Origin of the sequence: Duganella sp. BJB476 (genome assembly GCF_003416895.1) — a bacterium.
Classification (GTDB): Bacteria; Pseudomonadota; Gammaproteobacteria; order Burkholderiales; family Burkholderiaceae_D; genus Rugamonas.
Genome location: NZ_QVIO01000001.1, coordinates 194,421 through 216,566, shown reverse-complemented (window position 1 = coordinate 216,566; position 22,146 = coordinate 194,421). Strand labels below are relative to the sequence as shown.

25 protein-coding genes are annotated in these 22,146 nt (G+C 61.7%); 7 read left to right on the top strand and 18 right to left on the bottom strand.

Annotation, left to right across the window (positions count from 1 at the left end):
- Positions 1-34: 34 nt before the first annotated feature.
- The 3 genes from pssA to D0T21_RS00925 form a co-directional block, all read right to left on the bottom strand.
- A complete protein-coding gene (gene pssA / locus D0T21_RS00935; protein WP_116987999.1) occupies positions 35-907 on the bottom strand; it encodes a CDP-diacylglycerol--serine O-phosphatidyltransferase in 873 nt (290 codons plus the stop codon).
- A gap of 103 nt (positions 908-1,010) precedes the next feature.
- On the bottom strand, positions 1,011-1,778 hold the full coding sequence (locus tag D0T21_RS00930; protein WP_116987998.1) for an SIMPL domain-containing protein: 768 nt from the start codon (positions 1,776-1,778) through the stop codon (positions 1,011-1,013).
- 69 nt (positions 1,779-1,847) lie between these two features.
- Positions 1,848-2,615: an SIMPL domain-containing protein gene (locus D0T21_RS00925; RefSeq protein ID WP_116987997.1), complete on the bottom strand. Its 768-nt coding sequence runs from the start codon at positions 2,613-2,615 to the stop codon at positions 1,848-1,850.
- Between the two features lie 135 nt (positions 2,616-2,750).
- Here D0T21_RS00925 and D0T21_RS00920 point away from each other — a divergent pair, with 135 nt between their 5' ends.
- Positions 2,751-3,650: a prolipoprotein diacylglyceryl transferase gene (locus tag D0T21_RS00920; RefSeq protein WP_116987996.1), complete on the top strand. Its 900-nt coding sequence runs from the start codon at positions 2,751-2,753 to the stop codon at positions 3,648-3,650.
- The gene (locus D0T21_RS00915; protein ID WP_116994248.1) at positions 3,647-4,468 is read left to right on the top strand and encodes a hypothetical protein; all 822 of its coding nucleotides are present in this window, start codon (positions 3,647-3,649) and stop codon (positions 4,466-4,468) included. Before D0T21_RS00920 ends, D0T21_RS00915 begins: the two co-directional genes overlap by 4 nt.
- Before the next feature lie 113 nt (positions 4,469-4,581).
- Here the strand turns inward: D0T21_RS00915 and ilvC are convergent, their stop codons facing one another.
- The 3 genes from ilvC to D0T21_RS00900 are packed head-to-tail and all read right to left on the bottom strand — an operon-like array spanning position 4,582 to position 7,865.
- On the bottom strand, positions 4,582-5,598 hold the full coding sequence (gene ilvC, locus D0T21_RS00910) for a ketol-acid reductoisomerase (RefSeq protein WP_020702076.1): 1,017 nt from the start codon (positions 5,596-5,598) through the stop codon (positions 4,582-4,584).
- Positions 5,599-5,629: 31 nt separating this feature from the next.
- The gene (gene ilvN, locus D0T21_RS00905; RefSeq protein WP_008450481.1) at positions 5,630-6,121 is read right to left on the bottom strand and encodes an acetolactate synthase small subunit; all 492 of its coding nucleotides are present in this window, start codon (positions 6,119-6,121) and stop codon (positions 5,630-5,632) included.
- A 1-nt stretch (position 6,122) separates the two neighbouring features.
- The gene (locus D0T21_RS00900; protein WP_116987994.1) at positions 6,123-7,865 is read right to left on the bottom strand and encodes an acetolactate synthase 3 catalytic subunit; all 1,743 of its coding nucleotides are present in this window, start codon (positions 7,863-7,865) and stop codon (positions 6,123-6,125) included.
- 510 nt (positions 7,866-8,375) lie between these two features.
- Here D0T21_RS00900 and D0T21_RS00895 point away from each other — a divergent pair.
- Genes D0T21_RS00895 through D0T21_RS00875 form a run of 5 tightly spaced genes read left to right on the top strand, consistent with a single transcriptional unit; the run spans position 8,376 to position 12,837 of the window.
- Positions 8,376-8,945, top strand: a complete 570-nt coding sequence (locus D0T21_RS00895) for an RNA polymerase sigma factor (protein WP_116987993.1) — start codon at positions 8,376-8,378, stop codon at positions 8,943-8,945.
- Entirely contained in the window at positions 8,942-9,343 is a 402-nt protein-coding gene (locus D0T21_RS00890) for a DUF3619 family protein (RefSeq protein WP_116987992.1), read from the top strand. Before D0T21_RS00895 ends, D0T21_RS00890 begins: the two co-directional genes overlap by 4 nt.
- Before the next feature lie 50 nt (positions 9,344-9,393).
- Positions 9,394-10,137, top strand: a complete 744-nt coding sequence (locus D0T21_RS00885) for a DUF3106 domain-containing protein (RefSeq protein ID WP_229211281.1) — start codon at positions 9,394-9,396, stop codon at positions 10,135-10,137.
- Entirely contained in the window at positions 10,127-10,654 is a 528-nt protein-coding gene (locus D0T21_RS00880) for an RDD family protein (RefSeq protein WP_116987990.1), read from the top strand. The genes D0T21_RS00885 and D0T21_RS00880 overlap by 11 nt, the downstream gene beginning before the upstream one ends.
- A gap of 50 nt (positions 10,655-10,704) precedes the next feature.
- Positions 10,705-12,837 (top strand): prolyl oligopeptidase family serine peptidase, encoded by a 2,133-nt coding sequence (locus tag D0T21_RS00875; protein ID WP_116987989.1) that lies wholly within the window; start codon positions 10,705-10,707, stop codon positions 12,835-12,837.
- Here D0T21_RS00875 and D0T21_RS00870 read toward each other — a convergent pair whose 3' ends face one another.
- From D0T21_RS00870 to D0T21_RS00815, 12 genes are all read right to left on the bottom strand, one after another.
- Positions 12,838-13,581 carry an rRNA pseudouridine synthase gene (locus D0T21_RS00870; protein ID WP_116987988.1) on the bottom strand — a complete coding sequence of 248 codons (744 nt, stop codon included), beginning with the start codon at positions 13,579-13,581 and terminating at the stop codon, positions 12,838-12,840.
- A complete protein-coding gene (gene ltaE / locus D0T21_RS00865; RefSeq protein WP_116987987.1) occupies positions 13,578-14,600 on the bottom strand; it encodes a low-specificity L-threonine aldolase in 1,023 nt (340 codons plus the stop codon). The genes D0T21_RS00870 and ltaE overlap by 4 nt, the downstream gene beginning before the upstream one ends.
- A 125-nt stretch (positions 14,601-14,725) precedes the next feature.
- A complete protein-coding gene (locus D0T21_RS00860; RefSeq protein ID WP_116987986.1) occupies positions 14,726-15,631 on the bottom strand; it encodes an SAM-dependent methyltransferase in 906 nt (301 codons plus the stop codon).
- Positions 15,618-15,812: a Fe-S cluster assembly protein IscX gene (gene iscX / locus D0T21_RS00855; RefSeq protein ID WP_116987985.1), complete on the bottom strand. Its 195-nt coding sequence runs from the start codon at positions 15,810-15,812 to the stop codon at positions 15,618-15,620. The genes D0T21_RS00860 and iscX overlap by 14 nt, the downstream gene beginning before the upstream one ends.
- 1 nt (position 15,813) lies before the next feature.
- On the bottom strand, positions 15,814-16,155 hold the full coding sequence (gene fdx, locus D0T21_RS00850) for an ISC system 2Fe-2S type ferredoxin (protein ID WP_116987984.1): 342 nt from the start codon (positions 16,153-16,155) through the stop codon (positions 15,814-15,816).
- Positions 16,156-16,174: 19 nt separating this feature from the next.
- Positions 16,175-18,055 (bottom strand): Fe-S protein assembly chaperone HscA, encoded by a 1,881-nt coding sequence (gene hscA, locus D0T21_RS00845; RefSeq protein WP_116987983.1) that lies wholly within the window; start codon positions 18,053-18,055, stop codon positions 16,175-16,177.
- A 54-nt stretch (positions 18,056-18,109) separates the two neighbouring features.
- On the bottom strand, positions 18,110-18,625 hold the full coding sequence (gene hscB / locus D0T21_RS00840; protein WP_116987982.1) for a Fe-S protein assembly co-chaperone HscB: 516 nt from the start codon (positions 18,623-18,625) through the stop codon (positions 18,110-18,112).
- 6 nt (positions 18,626-18,631) lie between these two features.
- Complete coding sequence (gene iscA, locus D0T21_RS00835) at positions 18,632-18,955, bottom strand: iron-sulfur cluster assembly protein IscA (RefSeq protein ID WP_056160441.1); 324 nt, start codon at positions 18,953-18,955, stop codon at positions 18,632-18,634.
- Positions 18,956-19,003: 48 nt separating this feature from the next.
- Complete coding sequence (gene iscU, locus D0T21_RS00830; protein WP_020702063.1) at positions 19,004-19,393, bottom strand: Fe-S cluster assembly scaffold IscU; 390 nt, start codon at positions 19,391-19,393, stop codon at positions 19,004-19,006.
- Between the two features lie 24 nt (positions 19,394-19,417).
- Entirely contained in the window at positions 19,418-20,674 is a 1,257-nt protein-coding gene (locus D0T21_RS00825) for an IscS subfamily cysteine desulfurase (protein WP_116987981.1), read from the bottom strand.
- 26 nt (positions 20,675-20,700) lie between these two features.
- The gene (iscR, locus tag D0T21_RS00820) at positions 20,701-21,177 is read right to left on the bottom strand and encodes a Fe-S cluster assembly transcriptional regulator IscR (RefSeq protein ID WP_008450513.1); all 477 of its coding nucleotides are present in this window, start codon (positions 21,175-21,177) and stop codon (positions 20,701-20,703) included.
- A 133-nt stretch (positions 21,178-21,310) separates the two neighbouring features.
- On the bottom strand, positions 21,311-22,087 hold the full coding sequence (locus tag D0T21_RS00815) for a uracil-DNA glycosylase (RefSeq protein ID WP_116987980.1): 777 nt from the start codon (positions 22,085-22,087) through the stop codon (positions 21,311-21,313).
- Positions 22,088-22,146 lie beyond the last annotated feature (59 nt).

Below are 22,146 nucleotides of genomic sequence, written 5' to 3'. Positions count from 1 at the left end.
TTGCTTGAATTCTCAGGGCCTGCCGCCCTCTTGTTTAACGACGCTCGCTGGGGTCGTCGGTGTGTTCGTCGGTCTGGATCAGGCTGACCTTCTTGCCCTTGGCCAGCCGCCACGCCGACACCACATAGCCCGACAGGCCGTAGGCGATGAAGATCGGGAACAGCACTTTCGGCGGGTCGATCGACACCAGCGCGAACACCAGCGCGATCAGGAACACCGCGATGAACGGCACCGACTTGCGGAAGTTCACGTCCTTGAAACTGTAGAACGGCACGTTGGTCACCATGGTCAGGCCGGCGAACACGGCGATGCTCCACGAGACCCAGCTCAGTTGGAGCCCCGGCACTTCCTGGTCCACCATCAGCAGGATGAAGCCGGCCACCAGCGCGGCGGCCGACGGCGAAGGCAGTCCCTGGAAGAAGCGCTTGTCGACCACTTCGATATTGGTGTTGAAGCGGGCCAGGCGCAGCGCGGCGCCGGCGCAGTAGACGAAGGCGGCGATCCAGCCCAGCTTGCCCAGCCCGCGCAGCGACCATTCGTAGATCACCAGCGCCGGCGCGGCGCCGAAGGACACCATGTCCGACAGCGAGTCGTACTGGGCGCCGAATTCGCTCTGGGTATTGGTCAGGCGGGCGACACGGCCGTCCAGGCCGTCGAGCACCATGGCGATGAAGATGGCCCAGGCGGAGTGTTCGAATTTCTGGTTCATCGCCATGACGATGGCGTAGAAGCCGCAGAACAGCGCGGCGGTGGTGAAAGCGTTCGGCAGCAGATAGATCCCGCGGTGGCGCGGCCGGTCGAGGTCCTCACCCCTGGCGCGGCGCGCAAAGCGGCTAAAGCGCGACATCTGCGGCGTTTTGCCTTGGGCTGCGCCATTCTTGGCTCGGCGACGGGGGAATTTGGCCATGGGGTTCCGTTTCTGATTAGCTGGTCATGTTGCCTCGTCATTATAGAGGAGCCGACCATAAAAAAGGGGATGGCTCAGCATCCCCTATTCTGCCCATGTTTGCTTACTTGAAGCGCACTTTGCCCACCAGCCGCATCTGCAGCGTGGTTTCGCCCGCTTCAAAGCTCGGCTCCACCACCGCCTCGGAAGTGGCGTAGGCCGCCGCCGGCGCCGCCATCACGCGCGAACCGGTGATGCTGACGCGGTCGACAAAATTGCCCGAGCCTTCGAAATCGACCGTGTCCAGCACCGCGTCGCTGAGCTTGCGGCCCATCGCATGCGCGATCGAGTTGATGCGCTCATTCAGGTTGGTGTAGGTGGCGGCGATGCGCTGGTCGTCGAGCTTGCGGGTGGTTTCCGGCGTCAGGCCGAACTGCAGATTACTCAGCGCCATGATGCGCTGCGCGGCGGCGACGGTCTTCGGCAGGCCCGCCAGGTTGACGGTGGTCACCTGCAGGGACTGGCCCACGCGCCAGGCGGTCGGCACGCGCGGCTTGCGCGGCTGGCCAGGCACAGGGGCCGGCTCTTCCGGATAAACCGGATAGGTGTAGTAGCCCTGGGTTTTCAGGCTGGCCTGCGGATCTTCCTGCTTGACGATCTCCAGGCCCTGCTTCATCTTTTGGTTGACGCGAGAGGCGGCGGCGGCCTTGTCCTTGTCGACTTCCTCGACGGTCAGCATGACGATGGCCTGGTCGTTGACGTGGCGGACTTCGCCGAAAGCCGGCACCACGATCAGGGCGCCGTTGGTCGGCAGGGATTCCAGCGGCGCGGCCTGCGCGGACAGCGCGAAGGCGGCGATAACGGCGGCGGCCAGGTGTTTCAATGCAGTCATTACGATCTCCGGGATTAATAGAAAGGCAATCGTAACTGTACATCAACATGCGCCGCCGCGCACCGGGGATTACTTGAAGCGAACCTTGCCCACCAGGTTCATTTGCAGCGTGGTTTCGCCCGGCTCGAAACTTGGCTCGGCCACATCGGCGGCGTCCGACATCTTGGCCGAGCGCATCATCATCGGCGCCGGTGCGCCGCCCATGCGTTCCTGGGCGTAGTTGCCCGAGCCTTCGAAGTCGACGGTGTCAAGCACGGCGTCGCCGACCTTGCGGCCCATCGCGCTGGCGATCGAGTTGATGCGCTCGTTCAGGTTTTTGTAGGTGGCGGCGATGCGCTGGTCGTCCAGCTGGCGCGTGGTTTCCGGCGTCAGGCCGAATTGCAGGCCGTTCAGGGTCAGGATCTTCTGGGCCGCGGCCACGGTTTTCGGCAGCCTCTCCAGGTTGGTGGTGGTCACTTGCAGATACTGGCCCACGCGCCAGGCGGTCGGCACGCGCGGCTTGGACGACTGGCCATTGATCGTTGGACGTTCCTCGGGATAGACCGGATAGGTGTAGTAGCCCTGGGTTTTCAGGCTGGCGCTCGGGTCTTCCTTCTTGACGATGTCCAGGCCCTGTTTCATTTTCAGGTTGACGCGCGAAGCGGCGGCGGCCTTGTCCTTGTCCTGCTCTTCGATCGCCAAGGTGGCGACCGCTTGATCATTGGCGTGCTTGACTTCGCCGAAGGCCGGCACCACGACCAGCGTGCCGGAGGTCGGCAGCGATTCAAGCGGGGCGGCGTGTGCGGCGAGCGCGAAGGAGGCGGCAGCGGCTGCGGCGATTGTTTTCATGACGGTCATTGCGGGCTCCAAAGTTAAAATTACAACAAGGAGAACTTTACCTGAAATTACCTACAAGATATGTAAGACATAGTGAGTGTTTGTAACAAACTCCCATGTGCTAAAGTTCCGCCGGACTCCTTTTTGAAAGCTGACATGTCGTATCCGTATTTGAGTGATGTGATCCAGGCCTGGACAGGCTATGAACTGCCGCTGCCGTTGGCGACCTTCGGACTGTTCGTGGCCCTGGGCGCGCTGGCGGCGGGAGCGCTGCTGCGGGCCGAGCTCAAGCGTCTGTACGATGCGGGCCAGATCGGGCCGGCGCGCGTGCGCGGCCGCGAGACGCCGCCGCAGGACGTGGTCAGCGACCTGACGATGGTGGTGCTGGCGGCCGGCATATTCGGCGCGCGCCTGTTCCACATCCTGGAGCACACCACCCAGTTTGCGGCCGATCCGATGAGCATGATCTTCACGCGCTCGGGCCTGAGCATTTTCGGCGGGCTGATCGTGGGCACGCTGGCCGGCATGGTGTGCGTGCGGCGCTGGCGTTTGCCGGTGCGTCCGCTGCTGGACGCAGCGGCGCCGGCGATGATGATCGGCTACGCCATCGGCCGCATCGGCTGCCAGGTGTCGGGCGACGGCGACTGGGGTATCGCAGCCAATATGGCGCTCAAGCCGGACTGGCTGCCGACCTGGCTGTGGGCGCAAACCTACGACAACAACATCTACGGCGAGCTGATCGCCCTGCCCGGCGTGTATCCGACGCCGATCTATGAAACCGCGATGGCGCTGCTGTGCTTCGCCGTGTTGTGGGCGCTGCGCAAGCACGCGTTCCGCATCGGCTGGCTGTTCTCTGTGTATTTGATGCTGGCCGGCGTGGAGCGCTTGCTGATCGAGCAGATCCGGGTCAACCCGGTGCTTAATGTCGCCGGCCTGCATGCCACGCAGGCGGAGATCATCGCGGCATCGTTGATTGCAATGGGTGCTATCGGCGCGGTGATTCTCAGCCCGCGCGCGCCTGCTGCGGCCGGCAACATGAAAGACCATTTATCATGAAGCGGATTTCCATCGCGCTGATAGCTGGCGGGTTCGCGCTGTGCGCTCCGTTCACCCATGCTGAATCGGTAGGAGGACAACCGACAGTGCGCCTGACAGGCGGCGGTGAAGTGCCGCCATGGGCCGGTGAACCATTGGAAGACTCCTACGCGGGCGGATACAGCATTACATGGAACTACCCGGTCTTTAAAAGCCTCGACAAAGTTCGCCTTGAAAAATTGAATGCATGGGCGCGCACTATTTCGCTGCAACAGCTGTTTTCGTACGACGACATCTGGTCGCCAAAAGCCACGGCCAGCAAGGACTCTGCTGTGATCGCACTGCTGTCGCAAGAGAAAGCGGCGCGCGAAGCCGCGCTGACTCAATCAGTATTAATGCCGTCCCGGCGATTTGCACGACACATCACCTTCACCCATTACACCGAGATGTCAGGTGCAGCACACCCCTCGCATGGATTAACCCATCCGATTTTTGACTATCTCAGTGGACAACAGGTACAGGCGGAATCTCTCTTCAAACGAGGTGCAAAAGGCCAGCTGACTCAAATGCTGGAGCAAAGTATCGAACGCAGCTTCAGGGAGACGCCCGCATTAAATATCGATGATCTCGGAAACTGCCGGCGCAACCGGCAATTCGAGTGGGATGCCGTCTCGATTTTAAGCAACCACGAGATTATCGTCGAGTTCCCGTCGGTACCCGGCGAGAACGCCAGTTGCGGCGAGGGGTACTATATTTTGAGCAGCCCAGCCATCAAGAAACTGCTGATATCGTCGCAGGGCTTCAGCAAGGGCGAAATGCTTTATTCACCTACAAATTAATCCGGCCGCAAATACGCCGGCCGCACCCGTGACGAAGATACAGTCTTTATGCCCAGGTACGAAAGCCAAAAAAAAACCGGCTCGCGCCGGTTTTTTTGCATCGAAGATAAAGCTTAGTTCTTCGACTGGTCGACCATCTTGTTCTTGGCGATCCAAGGCATCATGGCGCGCAGTTTTGCGCCGACTTCTTCGATCGGATGCTCGGCCGTCAGGCGACGACGCGAGATCAGGGTCGGAGCGCCTGCCTTGTTTTCCAGGATGAAGGACTTGGCGTACTCGCCGGTCTGGATGTCTTTCAGGCACTGACGCATCGCGTCCTTGGTGGCCGAGGTCACAACCTTAGGACCGGTCACGTACTCGCCGTATTCGGCGTTGTTCGAGATCGAGTAGTTCATGTTGGCGATGCCGCCTTCATAGATCAGGTCGACGATCAGCTTCAGTTCGTGCAGGCATTCGAAGTAAGCCATTTCCGGAGCATAGCCAGCTTCGGTCAGGGTTTCGAAGCCGGCCTTGATCAGCTCGACCGCGCCACCGCACAGGACAGCCTGTTCGCCGAACAGGTCGGTTTCGGTCTCTTCGCGGAAGTTGGTTTCGATGATGCCGGCACGGCCGCCGCCGTTGGCCGATGCATACGACAGGGCGATGTCACGGGCGATGCCGGACTTGTCCTGGTACACGGCGATCAGGTGCGGTACGCCGCCACCCTGGGTATAGGTGGCGCGCACGGTGTGGCCCGGGGCCTTCGGTGCGACCATGATCACGTCCAGGTCGGCGCGTGGCACGACTTGGCCGTAGTGCACGTTGAAGCCGTGGGCGAAGGCCAGTACCGCGCCTTGCTTGGCGTGCGGAGCGATGTTTTCGTTGTAGACCTGGGCGATGTTCTCGTCCGGCAGCAAGATCATGATGACGTCGGCGGCCTTGACCGCGTCGTTCACTTCCGCCACTTTCAGGCCGGCTTTCTCAACCTTGTTCCACGAAGCACCACCCTTGCGCAGGCCGACGGTCACATTGACGCCGGAATCGCTCAGGTTTTGCGCGTGGGCGTGGCCCTGCGAACCGTAGCCGATGATGGCAACGTTTTTGCCCTTGATCAGGGAGATGTCAGCGTCTTTGTCGTAGAAAACTTTCATGGTATTTCCTTAGTAGTATTTTTGAATTTGTTTAAACTTTGAGGATGCGTTCGCCGCGTCCGATGCCGGAACCGCCGGTACGTACCGTCTCCAGGATGGAGGCGCGGTCGATCGAATCGATGAACGCGTCGAGCTTGCTCTTGGCGCCGGTCAGTTCGATCGTGTAGGTCTTCTCGGTGACGTCGATGATGCGGCCGCGGAAGATGTCCGCCGTGCGCTTCATCTCTTCACGCTCCTTGCCCACCGCGCGCACCTTGATCAACATCAGTTCGCGTTCGATGTGCTGGCCTTCGGTCAGGTCGACCACCTTCACCACCTCGATCAGGCGATTCAGGTGCTTGGTGATCTGTTCGATGATGTCGTCCGAGCCGGTGGTGACGATGGTCATCCGCGACAGGGTCGCGTCTTCGGTCGGCGCCACGGTCAGCGTTTCAATGTTGTAGCCGCGGGCAGAGAACAGGCCCACCACGCGCGACAGCGCGCCGGCTTCGTTTTCCAGCAAGACAGAGATAATGTGTCGCATCTTATAAGTCCTCCGAACCCAACAGCATTTCAGAGAGCCCTTTGCCCGCTTTCACCATCGGCCAGACGTTTTCCGATTGATCGGTAATGAAGTTCATGAAGACCAGCTTGTCTTTCATGCCGAAGGCGTCGCGCATCGCGCCGTCGACGTCGCCCGGTTTCTCGATGCGCATGCCGACGTGGCCGTAGGCTTCCGCCAGCTTCTCGAAGTTCGGCAGCGAATCCATGTAGGACTCGGAATAGCGCGAACCGTAATCGATCTGCTGCCACTGGCGCACCATGCCCAGGAAGCGGTTGTTCAACATGATGATCTTCGGCGTCAGATGGTATTGCTTGCAGGTCGCGAGTTCCTGGATGCACATCTGGATCGAGCCTTCGCCGGTGATGCAGGCGACGGTGGCGTCCGGGTTGGCCATCTGCACGCCCATGGCGTACGGCAGGCCCACGCCCATCGTGCCCAGGCCGCCCGAGTTGACCCAGCGCTTAGGCTTGTCGAACGGGTAGTACTGCGCGGCCCACATCTGGTGCTGGCCGACGTCGGAGGTGATGAAGGCGTCGCCCTTGGTCACTTCCCACAGCTTCTGCACCACGGCCTGCGGCTTGATCACCAGGTCCGACGAGGCGAACTTCAGGCAGTCCTTGCCGCGCCATTCGTTGATCTGCTTCCACCAGTCCTTGACGGCAGGCGCGTTCGGCTTGGCGTCCGCAGCGTCGAGCTGGGCCAGGAATTCGATCAGCACGTCCTTGACGTTGCCGACGATAGGGATGTCGACCTTAACGCGCTTGGAGATCGACGATGGATCGATGTCCACGTGGATGATCTTGCGCGGGTTGGAGGCGAAGTGTTTCGGGTTGCCGATCACGCGGTCGTCGAAGCGGGCGCCGATGGCGATCAGGACGTCGCAGTGCTGCATCGCCATGTTCGCTTCATAGGTGCCGTGCATGCCGGGCATGCCGACAAAGTTCTCGCTCGACGCTTTGTAGGCGCCCAGGCCCATCAGCGTGTTGGTGACCGGGAAGCCCAGCTTGTCGACCAGCTTGTTCAGCTCGGGCGAGGCATTGGCCAGGATCACGCCGCCGCCGGTGTAGATCATCGGACGTTCGGCTTGCAGCAGCAGCTGGACTGCCTTGCGGATCTGGCCGGAGTGGCCCTTGTCGACCGGTTTGTACGAACGCATCTCGACCTCTTTCGGGTACGAGTACGTCGTCTTGTGCATCGAAATATCCTTCGGGATGTCGACCAGCACGGGGCCTGGACGGCCGGTGCGGGCGATGAAGAAGGCTTTCTTGACGGTTTCCGCCAAATCCTTGACGTCTTTGACGAGGAAATTGTGCTTGACCACGGGACGGGTGATGCCGACCGTGTCGCATTCCTGGAAGGCATCCTGGCCGATGGCGTGACTAGGCACCTGGCCCGAGATCACGACCATGGGGATGGAATCCATGTAAGCGGTGGAAAGACCTGTCACGGCATTGGTGACGCCCGGACCGGACGTGACCAGCGCGACACCAACCTTGTTCGAGCTGCGCGAGTACGCATCGGCGGCATGCACTGCGGCCTGTTCGTGACGCACGAGGACGTGTTGGAATTTGTCTTGCTTGAAGATGGCGTCGTAGATATACAGTACGGCTCCGCCCGGATAGCCAAAGACGTGTTCTACGCCTTCCTCGGCCAGGCAGCGCACCAGTATTTCAGCGCCTGTGAGCGTGTTCGCTCCTTGTGATGCGGTTGCTTCGGTATTCATGAAACATTCCTTTCAAGGTCCATAGGAGATTGATCGGATGCTCTTTCCTAACGAAGTAGGCCCACCTCTACAGCATTGCCCTGCTTCCCTTTTTTTCTGCAGTCACACCTGCCTCTTCCGTCAACCGTAGTGACGTGCAAAGCAGTGCTAGCTGCAAACTCTCGTTTGGCTGGATCTGTCTGTAGCGGTTCTGCGTACCTCTCGCGCTTGTGGCACGGGTTAGAGCAAACTGCTGACATATGAAAGCGCGTCTCGTCGATTGCGGCGTTGTGTGCCAACTGCGACCAGACCATAGAGCTTCGGGGTGTTCAAAGCGTCCCATACGGTACACCCGGCGGCCCCGTTTGGGCAAGGGAAATATCGAAAAAATCCCTGCTTCGGTACATTTTGCATCGTCGAAGCCGCAAAAACCATGCAGAAATGGCTAATTTTTGCTAGCATGCGCTCAGTTCACGAGCCGCCCCCTAGCGGCCCAGCGCCGGCTTTCCCGGCAGTATCCACACCCGACGCATGGCCACAGACAAAGAATTATCCGACTTTCTCGAAAACGTCGAGCGGCGTGCCTTTAAACAAGCCGTCTATGCAGTGCGCAAGGACGAGTCCGCATTGGACATCGTGCAGGACGCGATGATCAAGCTCGCCGAAAAATACGGCGACAAGCCGGCCGCCGAGCTGCCGATGCTGTTCCAGCGCATCCTGCAAACCACCATCCTCGATTATTTCCGCAGGGAAAAGGTCCGCAACACCTGGGTCAGCCTGTTCTCGGGCATGGGCCCGTCCGGCGACGACCATGACGATTTCGACATGCTCGAATCGTATGCCGCCGAAGAGGGTTCCGAGGCCGCCGAGTCCAGCGCGGACAAGATCGAGCGCCAGCAGATGCTGGCGTTGATCGATGCCGAAGTACAAAAGCTTCCGGCGCGTCAACGGGAAGCCTTCCTTATGCGTTATTGGCAGGACATGGACGTGGCCGAAACAGCCGAAGCGATGGGATGTTCCGAGGGGAGCGTGAAGACACATTGCTCACGCGCAACACATACGCTCGCCGAATCGCTAAAAGCCAAGGGAATAACATTATGAACACCGACGATCTGAATTTCGCTTACAAGGTGCGCCACGCGCTCAATGAGCACCTGGACGATCTGCCCGCATCGACCACCGACCGCCTGGCGCAAGCGCGCAAGCAGGCGCTCGCCCGCAAGAAAGCCCACGTGGAAGCGCCGCTGAAGGTGCGCGTCAGCAAGAATGCACTGGCTGGCGCCGGCACCGGCTTCTTCTCGTTCACCTGGATGACCCGCATGGGCGTGGCGCTGCCGCTGCTGGTGTTGGTCGGCGGCCTGGTCGGCATCTACCAGTACGAGCAGGAACAGCGCGTGGCCGACTTGGCCGAGCTCGACGCCGCCGTGCTGTCGGACGAATTGCCGTTGTCCGCCTATCTGGACCACGGTTTTAACGCCTACCTGACCCAAAGCGAGTAACCAGCATGGGATTGAGCGGTCGCGCAAAATGGGGCGCTGGAACGGTAGTGGTGTTGACGATAGCAGCGGCGAGCGCGGCGTTGGTCGGCTGCGGCCGTTCTGAAACGCCGGCCCAGCCTGCCGCGCCGAGTTCTTCCGCTTCCGGCGCGCAGCCGGGCGTAGCGGCGGGCAAGCACGCGTCGGCCAAGTCGCCGGAAAAAACCATGTGGAAGGATTTGACGCCTGAGCAACAGCAGGCGCTGGAGCCGCTGGCGCCCGAATGGGACCAGATGGAGCCGATCCGCAAGCAAAAATGGCTGGGCATCGGCAAGCGCTATGCGTCGATGAAGCCGGACGAGCAGGCCCGCGTGCAGGAACGCATGCGCGAATGGGTCAAGATGACGCCGGAAGAACGCCGCCAGGTACGCCAGAACTTCACCCGCGCGCAGAAGCTCGATCCGTCGCAGAAATCCACGCAGTGGGAGTCGTACCAGCAGCTGCCTGAAGAACAGAAAAAGGAACTGGCGGCCAAGGCGGCGACGAAGAAGCAAGTCGCCAACCTGCCGACGCCAGCCCAGAGCAAGATGAAAACCGTGGCGCCGATCAAGCCGGCTGTGCCGACCACCGGCGCCGGCCCTTCCACGGCGCCGGCTGCAACGACGGCCACCGCAGGCGGCGCGCCTGCCGCCGCGCCTGCCATCGATCCCGCCACCGGCGCTGCGATCCCCAACGCATCGAACGTAGCGCCGGTGATCGCGCCAGCCGCTTCGGCGCCCGTGCCGCCTGCTCCACCCGCCACCAGCAATGTCAAATAATCCGGCTGTCACCATCCCCACCGTCAAGCGCCGTCTGATTTCGATGGTCTACGAAACCCTGTTGGGTTTCGCGGTGCTGTTCCTGCCCTTCCTGATCTTTGAAGTCGCCGTCCACGGCAACCACACGCCTACCTTGGAGCACATGCGCCAGGCGCTGGCCTTCCTGGTGCTGGGCGCCTACTTCATCCACCAGTGGAGCCGCGACGGCCAGACGCTGGCGATGAAAACCTGGCGCCTGAAAGTCGTGCGTCCCGGCCACAATCACCTGTCGCTGCAAGCGGCCGCCGTGCGCTACCTGCTGAGCTGGATGTGGGTGCTGCCGGCGCTGCTGGTGTCGCTGGTGCTGGACCTGCACAAATGGCAGGCGCTGGGCGCGGTCGGCGCCGGCATCCTGCTGTGGTCGCTGACGGCCTTCCTCGACCAGGACCGCCAATTCCTGCACGACAAACTGACCGGCACCCGCCTGGTCCAGCTGCCGCCGCTGGAAAAGAAAAAGAAGACCGTGCCGGCGGTGTAATTCTTGCAATCTTCTGTGGCAGAATAAGCCTTTCGCCACAGGGGGTACAAATGAGCAAAGTTGTTTGCACGATGTACGGGGCGGTCCTCGCCCTGTCAGTCTCCGCCGCCTTCGCGGCCGACATTCCCGCCGCGCCGGTGGCGCGGGTTGAACCAGTCAGCGACACCTACTTCGGCGAAGCCGTGGTCGACCGCTACCGCTGGATGGAAAACGACAAAGACCCCGAGTGGCTGCCCTACCTCAAGCAACAGAACGCCCACGCCCGCGGTGTGCTCGACGCGCTGCCCAAACGCGACGTGCTGCTGGCCCGCATCCAGCAACTGTCCGGCGACGTGGCCACGCCGGCCCGCGTGCAGAAGGCCGGCGCGCGCCTGTTCTACCAGCAGCGTCCGGCCGGCGCCAACAACTTCAAACTGTTCGTGCGCGAAGGAGGCAAGGACCGCGTACTGGTCGATCCGACCAAGCTCGACACCAAGACCAGCCACATCTCGCTGGACTGGTGGCAAGCCTCGCCGGACGGCAGCAAGCTGGTCTACGGCCTGTCCAAGGACGGCAGCGAAGACTCTGTGTTGCAGATCATGGACGTGCGCACCGGCGCCATTCTCAAGGAACGCATCGCCGACACGCAGGGCGCCAATCCCAGCTGGCTGGACGACAGCTCCGGCTTCTTCTACAACCAGCTGACCGGCAAGAACAACACGCCGGAACGCTACCTCGATTCGGTGGCCCGCTTCCACAAGCTGGGCGGCGATCCAGCCAAGGACCCGTTGCTGATGAAGCGCGGCCTCGATCCTGCAATCGCTTATGAAAAAATCCAGGGGCCGTACATCGGCACCTCGCTGCACTCGGCCACCGCGCTGCTGATACTGGCCGACGTGCGTCCCGAGAAGCGCATCTACGCCGCACCGCTGCGCGATGTCATCAAGGGCAAGGCCAAATGGCAGCAGGTGGCCGACTTCGCCGATGAAGTCACCGACGTCGACATGGACGGCGACGACCTGTACCTGCTGTCGACCAAGGACCATCCACGCGGACGCCTGCTGAAAACCTCAGCCAAGGCACCATCGCTGGCCAAGGCAAGTGAGATAGTGGCCGAGTCGAAGCTGGTCCTGCAAGGCATGGCGCGCGCCAAGGACGGCCTGTACCTGCGGGCGATGGACGGCGGCCCAAGCACGCTGCAACGCCTGGGCAACGACGGCAAGCTGACCACCATCGCTCTGCCCTTCGAAGGCACGCTGCGCGAGATCGAAGCCGATCCCAACGCACCGGGCGTGCTGGCCGTGCTGACCGGCTGGCTGGAACCTGCCGGCATCTGGAACGCGGCCGCCGACGGCAAAATGACCGACACCGGCATCACGCCGAAACCGGCCATCGACACCAGCGCCTACACCACCGAGCGTCGCTACGCCACCGCCAAGGATGGCACGCAGATCCCGTATAGCCTGATCTACAAAAAAGGCCTGAAGATGGACGGTAAAAATCCGGCCTTCATCTCCGCCTACGGCAGCTACGGCTCGGCCGCGTACACGCCGGCGTTCGCGGGCCGCACGCTGGCACTGGCCGACCAGGGCGCCATCATCGGCTACGCCAATGTGCGCGGCGGCGGCGAGTTCGGTCGCCAGTGGCACCGCGCCGGCCAGCTGGAAAACAAGCCTAACACCTGGCGCGACCTGATCGCCGTGTGCGAGGACATGAACGCCAAGGGCTACACCTCGCCGGAGCATCTGGCGATCGGCGGCCGTTCGGCCGGCGGCATCACCATGGGCCGCGCGCTGGAAGAGCGGCCGGACCTGTTTGCGGCGGTGGTATCGGGAGTGGGTTGGCACAATCCGCTGCGCTACGTGGCGGAGCAGAACGGCTACGGCGAAGAGCCTGAGTGGGGTGCGATTGCCGATCCTGCCGGCTTCAAGGCGCTGAAGAGCATCGACAGCTATCAGCAGGTGGTGGATGGCGCCAGGTACCCGGCCATCATGCTGACCACCGGCGTGACCGATCCGCGCGTGGCGCCATTCCATCCGGCGAAGATGGCGGCGCGCCTGCAATCGGCGACGGCCAGCGGCAAGCCGGTGATACTGCGGGTGGACTTCGACGCCGGCCACGGCATGGGCTCGACCCGCGCGCAACAAGACGCGGAATCGGCCGATACCTACGCCTTCATTTTGTCGCAGACCACCGCGAAGTAATCAGAAACGCTCGTGATCCTGCAGGTAGCGCCACTCGCCTACCGGCAGGCTAGCCATCGCGATGCGTCCAATGCGGATACGCTTCAGCGACACCACGGTCAAGCCGACCAGCTTGCACATATGTTCGATCTGGCCCGGCTTGGGATTCTTCGGCGCGAAGCGCAGACGGTTCTCGTTCTGCCAGCTGACCTTCATCGGCGGCAGCGGCTTGCCGTTGAACGGCAGGCCGTGGTTCAACAGCGCCAGGCCGTTTTCCATGATGGTGCCGGTCACCTCGGCGATGATCTCGTGCTCGATCTTGGCCGCTTCGTCGACCAGCTTGCGGCTGACGCGAAAGTCCTGCGTGAACACCAGCAGGCCGCTGGCATGCGTCTCCAGCGGATTGGTCAAGGTCAGGTTGACCAGGTGGCGCTTGAGGAAGCGCTGGCCCGGCGTTGAGCGCGTCAGCGAGGCAGGATTCAGCAGATGCACCGCCGGCGAGCCGTCCTTGCCGATGCCGCCGTTGGCGCCCACCGGTTTGTGCAGCAGGATCGTGACCGGCAAGATCTCCAGCAGCGTGGCGTCCGGCGCGACCTCGATCTGCTGTTCCATCGTCACGCGGGCGCCCGCCTCCTCCACCACAACGCCATCGACGCTGACGAAACCGCCCTCGATATAGAGTTCGGCTTCGCGGCGCGAGCAAGGGCGCATTTCCGACAGGCGCTTGGCCAGGCGGATGCTGTTATCAGTGGTGGTATCGGTCATCCGAAAAAGTCTCCAAAAACGGTAATGGCGCGGTCGATGTCCTCGCGCGATGCATCCATGTGCGTGACGATGCGCAGGTGCGGCGACATCGATACGCGTATGCGGGTCAGTTGCAGCACATCGTTCAAGGCACGGCAGGTATCGGCCGGGATATCGACGTAGAAAATATTGGTTTGCGGCGTGCTGACCTTGAGGCCTTTCAGCTTAGCCAGTTCGCTCGCAAAGTAAGTGGCGTTGTCATGGTCTTCCGACAGCCGCTCGAAATTGTGCTGCAAGGCGTACATGCCGCCCGCCGCGATCATGCCGGCCTGCCGCATGCCGCCGCCCAGCATCTTGCGCCAGCGCTTGGCCTCTGCGATCAATGGCTTGCTGCCGCACAGGACGGAACCGATCGGCGCGCCCAGGCCTTTGGACAGGCACACCGAAACGGAATCGAAGCCCGCCACTGCAGCGCGCGGGCTTACGCCCAGTTTGACGGCGGCGTTGCAGACACGCGCGCCGTCGAGGTGCGTGGCCAGGCCGCGTTCGTGCGCCAGCGTGGTCGCCTGCTTCAGGTAGTCGAGGCCCAGCACGCGGCCGCCGATAGTGTTCTCCAACGCCAGCAGCTTGGTGCGCGCGAAATGGAAATCGTCCGGCTTGATGTAGGCTGCGATATCGGCCAGCGCGATGCTGCCGTCAGGCTGGTTGATGATGGGCTGCGGCTGGATACTGCCCAGCACCGCAGCGCCGCCGCCTTCGTAGCGGTAGGTATGGGCTTCCTGCCCGACCAGGTATTCGTCGCCGCGGCCGCAGTGGGCCAGCAGTGCCAGCAGATTGCTCTGTGTGCCGGACGGCGCGAACAGCGCATCCTCGTAGCCGAACAAGTCGGCCGTGTATTCCTGCAGGTGGTTGACGGTCGGATCATCGCCGTAGACGTCGTCGCCGACGTCCGCTGCGTTCATCGCGGCGCGCATCGCCGCGCTGGGGCGGGTGACGGTGTCGCTGCGGAGGTCCAACCATTTTTCGTTCAGCTCACTCATCGTTCCATCACCCTTGTTGATTTAGAAGTTGTTTCAAAATGAGCGCAGCCAGGCGCGGCGGCGAAGACAGTGCGCTAGCACGGCGAGACGCCGCAACGACGCTGCGATCTTTTTGAAACGACTTCTTACTGTTTTGCTAGCTGCTCGGTGAAAAAACGGTTGCCCATCTCCTCCAGCCCCAATGTCTCCAGCACTTCCTGCAAACGCTCCGATGGTCGCTGGCGCGGCAGGTTCTTGTACGTGGCGATGATCAGCTCATTCTTCATCGAGTGCTCCCAGCCTACCAACTCGGTCACGTTGACGTGGTAGCCGTGCGCCTCCAGTTGCAGGCAGCGCAGCACGTTGGTGATCTGGCTGCCGAATTCGCGCGTGTGGATCGGATGGCGCCAGATCTCGGTCAGCGCGGACTTGGCCAGCGACTTGCCCTTGTTCTTCTTCAGCACCGAGGCGACTTCCGCCTGGCAGCACGGCACCAGCACCATGTACTTGGCCTTCTTCTTCAGCGCGAAGTGGATGGCGTCATCGGTCGCCGTGTTGCAGGCGTGGAGCGCGGTGACGACGTCGATCTGGTCGGGCAGCAGCTTCGATTCGGTGGACTCGGCCACCGACAGCGGCAGGAAGGACATGCCGGGGAACTTGAACTGCTTGGCCAGTTCCTGCGAACGCGCCACCAGCTCTTCGCGGGTTTCGATGCCGTAGATGTGCGAGTTGTCGCCCAGGGCCTTGAAGAACAGGTCGTAGATGATGAAACCGAGGTAGGACTTGCCGGCGCCATGATCGACCAGCGAAACGCTTTCCTTCTCTGCCAGCACTTCCTTCAGCAGCGGCTCGATGAACTGGTACAGGTGGTAGACCTGCTTCAGCTTGCGGCGGCTGTCCTGGTTCATCTTGCCGTCGCGGGTCAGGATGTGCAGCTCTTGCAGCAGCGCGACGGTCTGGCCTTCGCGGATTTCCGGCATGTTGTCCGCGCCGGTGACGGTGGCGCCGATTTTCGCCGGGGCGGCTTTCACCGCTGGCTTACTTGGCTTCATCGATCCACGCCTGCTGAACCGCTTCCAGGACCTTTTCACCGCCGCGCGAGTGGTCGTCGTCGAACTCTTCGAGGTCGACGATCCAGTTGTGCAGATCAGTGAAGCGGATAGTCAGCGGATCGATGTCCGGGTGCTTATCGTAGAGCGCTTCCGCAATCGCGGTGATGTCAGTCCATTTCATATCAGTGCCCGCCTTCGCTTGCGTGATTGATGGTGTACTTGGGGATCTCGACGACCAGGTCTTCGTTCGCCACCACGGCCTGGCACGACAGGCGCGACACCGCTTCCAGGCCCCAGGCCTTGTCCAGCAGGTCTTCTTCGGTTTCGCTGGCTTCGCTCAGCGAGTTGAAGCCTTCGCGCACCAGCACGTGGCAGGTGGTGCAGGCGCAGGACTTCTCGCAGGCGTGCTCGATATGGATGTCATTTTCGAGCATGACGTCGCACAGGGTCTTGCCGACTTCGGCTTCGACGACGGCGCCGTCCGGGCACAGTTTTGCGTGGGGCAGGAATACGATTTGTGGCACTTGATACCTCTAGGTTTGTTTAAACGACCTGGTCCAGCGTCTTGCCGGCCAGTGCGCTGCGCACGCTGCGATCCATGCGGCGCGATGCGAATTCTTCGGTGCCGTTGGCCAGCGCTTCGACGGCGGACTTCACCGCCGCATGATCGACGGCGCCGGTCTGCGACTGGGCGACCACGTCGCGCACCTTGTTCATCAATACGTCGACCGCTGCGCGCTCTTCATCGCTCAGCAGGGATGCATCTTCGTCCAGCGCCGATTGCGTGGCCAGCATGATGCGCTCGGCCTCGACCTGCTCTTCGCGCAGTGCGCGGGCGACCATGTCGGTATCGGCCGATTTGTACGAATCCTGCAGCATGCGCGCGACGTCGTCGTCGCCCAGGCCATAGGCCGGCTTGACGATGATCGACGCTTCCACGCCGGACCGCAGCTCGCGCGCGGACACCGACAGCAAGCCGTCCGCATCCACCTGGTAGGTGATGCGGATGCGCGCGGCGCCAGCCACCATCGGCGGAATGCCGCGCAGCTCGAAGCGTGCCAGCGAACGGCAGTCGGACACCAGCTCACGCTCACCTTGCAGCACGTGCACCGCCAGCGCGGTCTGGCCATCCTTGAAGGTGGTGAACTCCTGCGCGCGGGCGCAAGGGATGGTCGAGTTACGCGGGATGATCTTCTCGACCAAACCACCCATGGTCTCGATGCCCAGCGACAGCGGGATCACGTCCAGCAGCAGCCAGTCGTCGCCCGGCGCGCGATTGCCGGCCAGCAGATTGGCCTGCACCGCCGCGCCCAGCGCCACAACCTTGTCCGGGTCGATGTTCGCGTGCGGGATGGTGTGGAAGTATTCGCTGACCGCGCGCTGCACGTGCGGCATGCGCGTCGCGCCGCCGACCATGACCACGCCATCAACGTCGTCCGCATCGACATTCGCGTCGCGCAGCGCCTTCTTGATGGCCTTCATGGTCTTGTCGATCAGGTGCTTGGTGATCTCCTGGAAGGTCTCGGCGGTGATCTTCAGATGCACTTCTTCGCCGGAGCCGAGGATGGCATCGACGGTCACATCGTTTTTGGTCGACAGCTGCTCTTTCGCTTCGCGCGCCTTGACCATCAGCACGGCGGTGTCTTCGTCCGACAGCGGCGCCAGTTTTTCCTGCTGATGGATGTAGCAGAACAGGCGGTGATCGAAGTCGTCGCCGCCCAGCGCGGAGTCGCCGCCGGTGGACAGTACTTCAAACACACCCTTGCTCAATTTGAGGATGGAGATATCGAAAGTGCCGCCACCCAGGTCGTAAACTGCGTACAGGCCTTCCGAACCGTTATCCAGGCCATAGGCAATGGCGGCGGCGGTAGGCTCGCTCAGCAGGCGCAGCACGTTGATGCCGGCCAGTTGCGCCGCATCCTTGGTGGCCTGGCGCTGCGCGTCGTCGAAATAAGCCGGCACGGTGATGACCGCGCCCACCAGGTCGTCGCCCAGCGAATCTTCCGCGCGCTGGCGCAGCGTGGCCAGGATCTGCGCCGAGATCTCGACCGGGCTCTTGACGCCGGCGATCGTCTTCAGCTGCACCATGCCAGGGGTGTCCTGGAAATCGTAGGGCATGTTTTCCGCGTAGGCGATATCGGCCAGGCCGCGGCCCATGAAGCGCTTGACGGAAACGATGGTGTTCTTCGGATCGGTGGTCTGCGCGGCCTGCGCCTTGTAGCCGATGTTGGCATGGCCGTTCGGCAGGTAGCGCACCACGGACGGCAGCAACGGGCGGCCATCCTCATCGTTCAGCACTTCTGGAATGCTGTTGCGCACAGTGGCGACCAGCGAATTGGTGGTGCCCAGGTCGATACCGACCGCCAGCCGATGCTGGTGTGGTGCGGTGGACATGCCTGGTTCGGAGATTTGCAGAAGTGCCATGGATGGACCTGTATTCTTATCTTGTCTGCTGAAGGCGCGCGCGAGGCGCGGCGCTCAGGCTTCGATTGCTTCGAAGGCGAAGCGGACTTCTTCGCCGAATTTTTCAAGGAACATCAACGCGCGCACGCCTTGCGCCGCCGCGTGAAAATCGCCGCCGTCGATCTGCGTTTCGATTTCCGCCAGGCGCGCCTTGCGTTCATTGCGCAGCTGCTTGTCCAGCGCTTCCAGCGCTTCGCTGTCCTTGGCGGCGCGGGCATCGCCCAGTTCTTCGCGCCACTCCATCTGCTGCATCAGGAAGGCCATCGGCATCGCCGTATTCGACTCGGTCTGCAAATCGACGCCATTAAGCTCGCACAGGTACTGCGCGCGCTTCTGCGGATTTTTCAGGGTCTGATAGGCTTCGTTGGCGCGGGTGGCCCACTGCATGGCGACGCGCTTTTCGGCGTCGGTGGCATTGACGAACTTGTCGGGATGGACGCGGCCCTGCACGTCGCGGTAGGCGCTGTCCAGCGCCCCCGCGTCTACGGCAAACTGCTGCGGCAGATTGAACAGCTCAAAGTGATTTTGCATGGCTTATCAGATGCGGAAGCTTTCGCCGCAACCGCAAGCGTCTTTCTCGTTCGGGTTATGGAACTTAAAGCCTTCGTTCAAGCCTTCGCGCGCGAAATCGAGCTCGGTGCCGTCGATGTACGGCAGGCTTTTCGGATCGACGAATACCTTGACGCCGTGCGATTCGAAGACGCTGTCCTCGTCGGCGATTTCGTCCACATATTCCAGCTTGTAGGCCAGGCCCGAGCAGCCGGTGGTGCGCACGCCAAAACGCAAACCGACGCCTTTACCACGGCGTTCGATGTAGCGGTTGATATGCTTGGCTGCTTTTTCGGTCAGGGTGATTGCCATTTGATTCTCCGTACCGGCGGCGACATGCGCCGCCGGTGTAAAACAGACTTAGGCCGCGACTGGGTGCTTGGTCTGGTAGTCCAGTACCGCTGCCTTGATGGCGTCTTCCGCCAGGATCGAGCAGTGGATTTTCACTGGCGGCAGCGCCAGCTCTTCAGCGATCTGGGTGTTCTTGATGGCCAGCGCCTGATCCAGCGTCTTGCCCTTGACCCATTCGGTCACCAGCGAGCTGGAAGCGATAGCCGAACCGCAGCCATAGGTCTTGAACTTCGCATCTTCGATCAGGCCATCGGCGCCGACCTTGATTTGCAGCTTCATCACGTCGCCGCAAGCCGGCGCGCCGACCATGCCGGTGCCAACGCTGTCATCGCCCTTTTCGAACGCGCCAACGTTGCGTGGATTTTCATAGTGGTCCAACACTTTTTCCGAGTAAGCCATTTTGATGCTCCTGTATCTTAAAAATTAGTGGGCTGCCCATTGGATCGAGCTGATGTCGATGCCTTCTTTGAACATGTCCCACAGTGGCGACAGCTCACGCAGTTTGTGTACCTTGGACTTCATCAGGTTGATGGCGAAGTCGATGTCCTCTTCGGTGGTGAAGCGGCCGATGGTGAAACGGATCGAGCTGTGCGCCAGCTCGTCGCTGCGACCCAGTGCGCGCAGCACATACGATGGCTCCAGCGAGGCCGAGGTGCAGGCCGAACCGGACGACACGGCCAGGTCTTTCACGGCCATGATCAGCGACTCGCCTTCGACGTAGTTGAAGCTGACGTTCAGGTTGTGCGGCACACGGTGTTCCATGTCGCCGTTGATGTAGGTTTCTTCGATCTCTTGCAGGCCCTTGGCCAGGCGGTCGCGCAGGCCCTTGATGCGGGTGATCTCGCTGTCCATTTCCACTTTGGCCAGGCGGAAGGCTTCGCCCATGCCGACGATCTGGTGGGTAGGCAGGGTGCCGGAGCGCAGGCCGCGCTCGTGGCCGCCGCCGTGCATTTGCGCTTCGATGCGCACGCGCGGTTTGCGGCAGACGTACAGCGCGCCCACGCCTTTAGGGCCGTAGGTTTTGTGCGCGGTGAAGGTCATCAGGTCGACCTTGGTTTTTTGCAGGTCGATCACCAGCTTGCCGGTCGCTTGCGCGGCGTCGCAGTGGAAGATGATGCCTTTCGAGCGGCACAGCGCGCCGATTTCGTCGATCGGCTGGATCACGCCGATTTCGTTATTGACCAGCATGACGGAGATCAGGATGGTGTCCGGGCGGATCGCGGCGGTCAGCTGCTCAATGGTGATCAGGCCGTTGTCCTGCGGTTCCAGGTAAGTCGCCTCAAAGCCCTGGCGTTCCAGTTCGCGCACCGTGTCCAGCACTGCCTTGTGCTCGGTCTTGACGGTGATGATGTGCTTGCCCTTGGTCTTGTAGAACTGGGCGGCGCCCTTGATCGCCAGGTTGTTCGATTCGGTGGCGCCGGAGGTCCAGATGATTTCGCGCGGGTCGGCGTTGACCAGGGCGGCGACGTGGCCGCGCGCCTCTTCCACTGCTTTTTCCGCAGTCCAGCCGTACATGTGGCTGCGCGATGCCGGATTGCCGAACTGCTCGCGCAGGTAAGGAATCATCATGTCGGCGACGCGTGGATCGATCGGCGTGGTGGCCGAGTAGTCCATGTAGATCGGGAAATGCGGGGCGGTCTGGAACTTCACTGGCGCGATGTTTTTTTCAGGGGCGTTCATCTGGGTTACTCCGTTATTTAGTTCTCTTAACCAAGCGCGGCGTGGTTACGGTGCATCACGACCACGTTTTGTTCAGCATTCTTTTGCTTCTGTTGATCGACCAGATCCTGCAACGACACGGAATCCAGGTAATCCACCATTTTTTCGTTCAGCGTGGCCCACAGTTCGTGGGTCATGCAGCGCGCGCCGCTAGCGGCGTCCGCGCCGTGGCAATTTTCCTTGCCGCCGCACTGGGTCGCATCGAGCGGCTCATCGACGGCGATGATGATGTCGGCCACAGTAACCTTGTCGGCGCGGCGCGCCAGACTGTAACCGCCGCCCGGGCCGCGGATCGATTCGACGATCTCGTGGCGGCGCAGCTTGCCGAACAACTGTTCCAGGTAGGACAGCGAAATCGCTTGCCGCTGGCTGATGCCGGAGAGCGTGACCGGGCCTTTGCCTTGGCGCAAAGCCAGATCGATCATCGCAGTCACAGCAAAACGGCCTTTGGTGGTCAGACGCATCACTACCTCGGTTCAACTGGGTTAAAATATCGACCTTGTCGCTAATCACAAAGGCTGATTAGTTGATCGATTTAGTCAAGTATACCAAACTTTAGCAAAGTTTGCCGGGAGGCCCTATGGCCTGTCAGGGTACTTACCCTTTCAACAACTGCATCGGCTGGAACAGCAGGTGCATGTCCCGGTTGCCGATGAAGCTCAGGTTGTAGGGATGTTCCGCGCCGATTTGCGGAAAATCTTTCATTACCGGCAACTTGCTCAGCAATTCAGCGATCTTTCCCCATAAAACCATGGTCGGCGTCTTCGGTGCCTGCGCGGCCAAGCCGGCCATCACGGTCTCGAAGAACGGCAGCCAGGCCTTGGCGTCCTTGGCCGGGGCGACGTGGCTGCGGAACACCAGCGAGGCGTTCAGCAGCAAAAACCCCTGTTGGGTCAATTTCTGCTGCATGTCGGCCAGGGTTTGGATGTGGCTGCCGGCGCCGCTGCGGGCACGGGCTGAGACGGCAGCCATCGCTTCGCCGGCGGTGTTGTCCAGCGACAGTTGGCCGTCGGCCACCAGCAGCATCTTCATGAAGTTGCGCAGCGAGGTGGCTTTGTTGACAGGCTTGGACAGGCCGCCACCCTGCTCGTCCGACCACAGGCTGCCGACGGCGCCGTCCATGAAGCAGACGCCGGTGGCGCTCGCTTCGCGCGGATACGGGCCTTCACCGACTAATACATAGCGCACCTTATCCAGCGGCAGCGCGAAGGCGGCGAACAGGCGTTGCTCGGTCGGCAGGTACTGGTCGTTGGCCAGTTGCGGCAGGTAATCGGGCGTGGCGGCCATCATGGCCTCCAGTCCTTGCACCAGCAATGGACGCCAGGAAGCATCCGCGCGCGCCAGCGCATCCAGGATCGAAGTCGGGATCGTCATGAGAGTAAGCTTTTGGGGAAAGGCGAGATTGTATCGCCGAACCGCGCTTTTGCCCAATC

Coding starts and splice junctions, on each gene's coding strand:
- pssA (WP_116987999.1), bottom strand. CDS start 907: ATGGCCAAATTCCCCCGTCGCCGAGCCAAGAATGGCGCAGCCCAAGGC.
- D0T21_RS00930 (WP_116987998.1), bottom strand. CDS start 1,778: ATGACTGCATTGAAACACCTGGCCGCCGCCGTTATCGCCGCCTTCGCG.
- D0T21_RS00925 (WP_116987997.1), bottom strand. CDS start 2,615: ATGACCGTCATGAAAACAATCGCCGCAGCCGCTGCCGCCTCCTTCGCG.
- D0T21_RS00920 (WP_116987996.1), top strand. CDS start 2,751: ATGTCGTATCCGTATTTGAGTGATGTGATCCAGGCCTGGACAGGCTAT.
- D0T21_RS00915 (WP_116994248.1), top strand. CDS start 3,647: ATGAAGCGGATTTCCATCGCGCTGATAGCTGGCGGGTTCGCGCTGTGC.
- ilvC (WP_020702076.1), bottom strand. CDS start 5,598: ATGAAAGTTTTCTACGACAAAGACGCTGACATCTCCCTGATCAAGGGC.
- ilvN (WP_008450481.1), bottom strand. CDS start 6,121: ATGCGACACATTATCTCTGTCTTGCTGGAAAACGAAGCCGGCGCGCTG.
- D0T21_RS00900 (WP_116987994.1), bottom strand. CDS start 7,865: ATGAATACCGAAGCAACCGCATCACAAGGAGCGAACACGCTCACAGGC.
- D0T21_RS00895 (WP_116987993.1), top strand. CDS start 8,376: ATGGCCACAGACAAAGAATTATCCGACTTTCTCGAAAACGTCGAGCGG.
- D0T21_RS00890 (WP_116987992.1), top strand. CDS start 8,942: ATGAACACCGACGATCTGAATTTCGCTTACAAGGTGCGCCACGCGCTC.
- D0T21_RS00880 (WP_116987990.1), top strand. CDS start 10,127: ATGTCAAATAATCCGGCTGTCACCATCCCCACCGTCAAGCGCCGTCTG.
- D0T21_RS00875 (WP_116987989.1), top strand. CDS start 10,705: ATGAGCAAAGTTGTTTGCACGATGTACGGGGCGGTCCTCGCCCTGTCA.
- D0T21_RS00870 (WP_116987988.1), bottom strand. CDS start 13,581: ATGACCGATACCACCACTGATAACAGCATCCGCCTGGCCAAGCGCCTG.
- ltaE (WP_116987987.1), bottom strand. CDS start 14,600: ATGAGTGAGCTGAACGAAAAATGGTTGGACCTCCGCAGCGACACCGTC.
- D0T21_RS00860 (WP_116987986.1), bottom strand. CDS start 15,631: ATGAAGCCAAGTAAGCCAGCGGTGAAAGCCGCCCCGGCGAAAATCGGC.
- iscX (WP_116987985.1), bottom strand. CDS start 15,812: ATGAAATGGACTGACATCACCGCGATTGCGGAAGCGCTCTACGATAAG.
- hscA (WP_116987983.1), bottom strand. CDS start 18,055: ATGGCACTTCTGCAAATCTCCGAACCAGGCATGTCCACCGCACCACAC.
- hscB (WP_116987982.1), bottom strand. CDS start 18,625: ATGCAAAATCACTTTGAGCTGTTCAATCTGCCGCAGCAGTTTGCCGTA.
- iscA (WP_056160441.1), bottom strand. CDS start 18,955: ATGGCAATCACCCTGACCGAAAAAGCAGCCAAGCATATCAACCGCTAC.
- iscU (WP_020702063.1), bottom strand. CDS start 19,393: ATGGCTTACTCGGAAAAAGTGTTGGACCACTATGAAAATCCACGCAAC.
- D0T21_RS00825 (WP_116987981.1), bottom strand. CDS start 20,674: ATGAACGCCCCTGAAAAAAACATCGCGCCAGTGAAGTTCCAGACCGCC.
- iscR (WP_008450513.1), bottom strand. CDS start 21,177: ATGCGTCTGACCACCAAAGGCCGTTTTGCTGTGACTGCGATGATCGAT.
- D0T21_RS00815 (WP_116987980.1), bottom strand. CDS start 22,087: ATGACGATCCCGACTTCGATCCTGGATGCGCTGGCGCGCGCGGATGCT.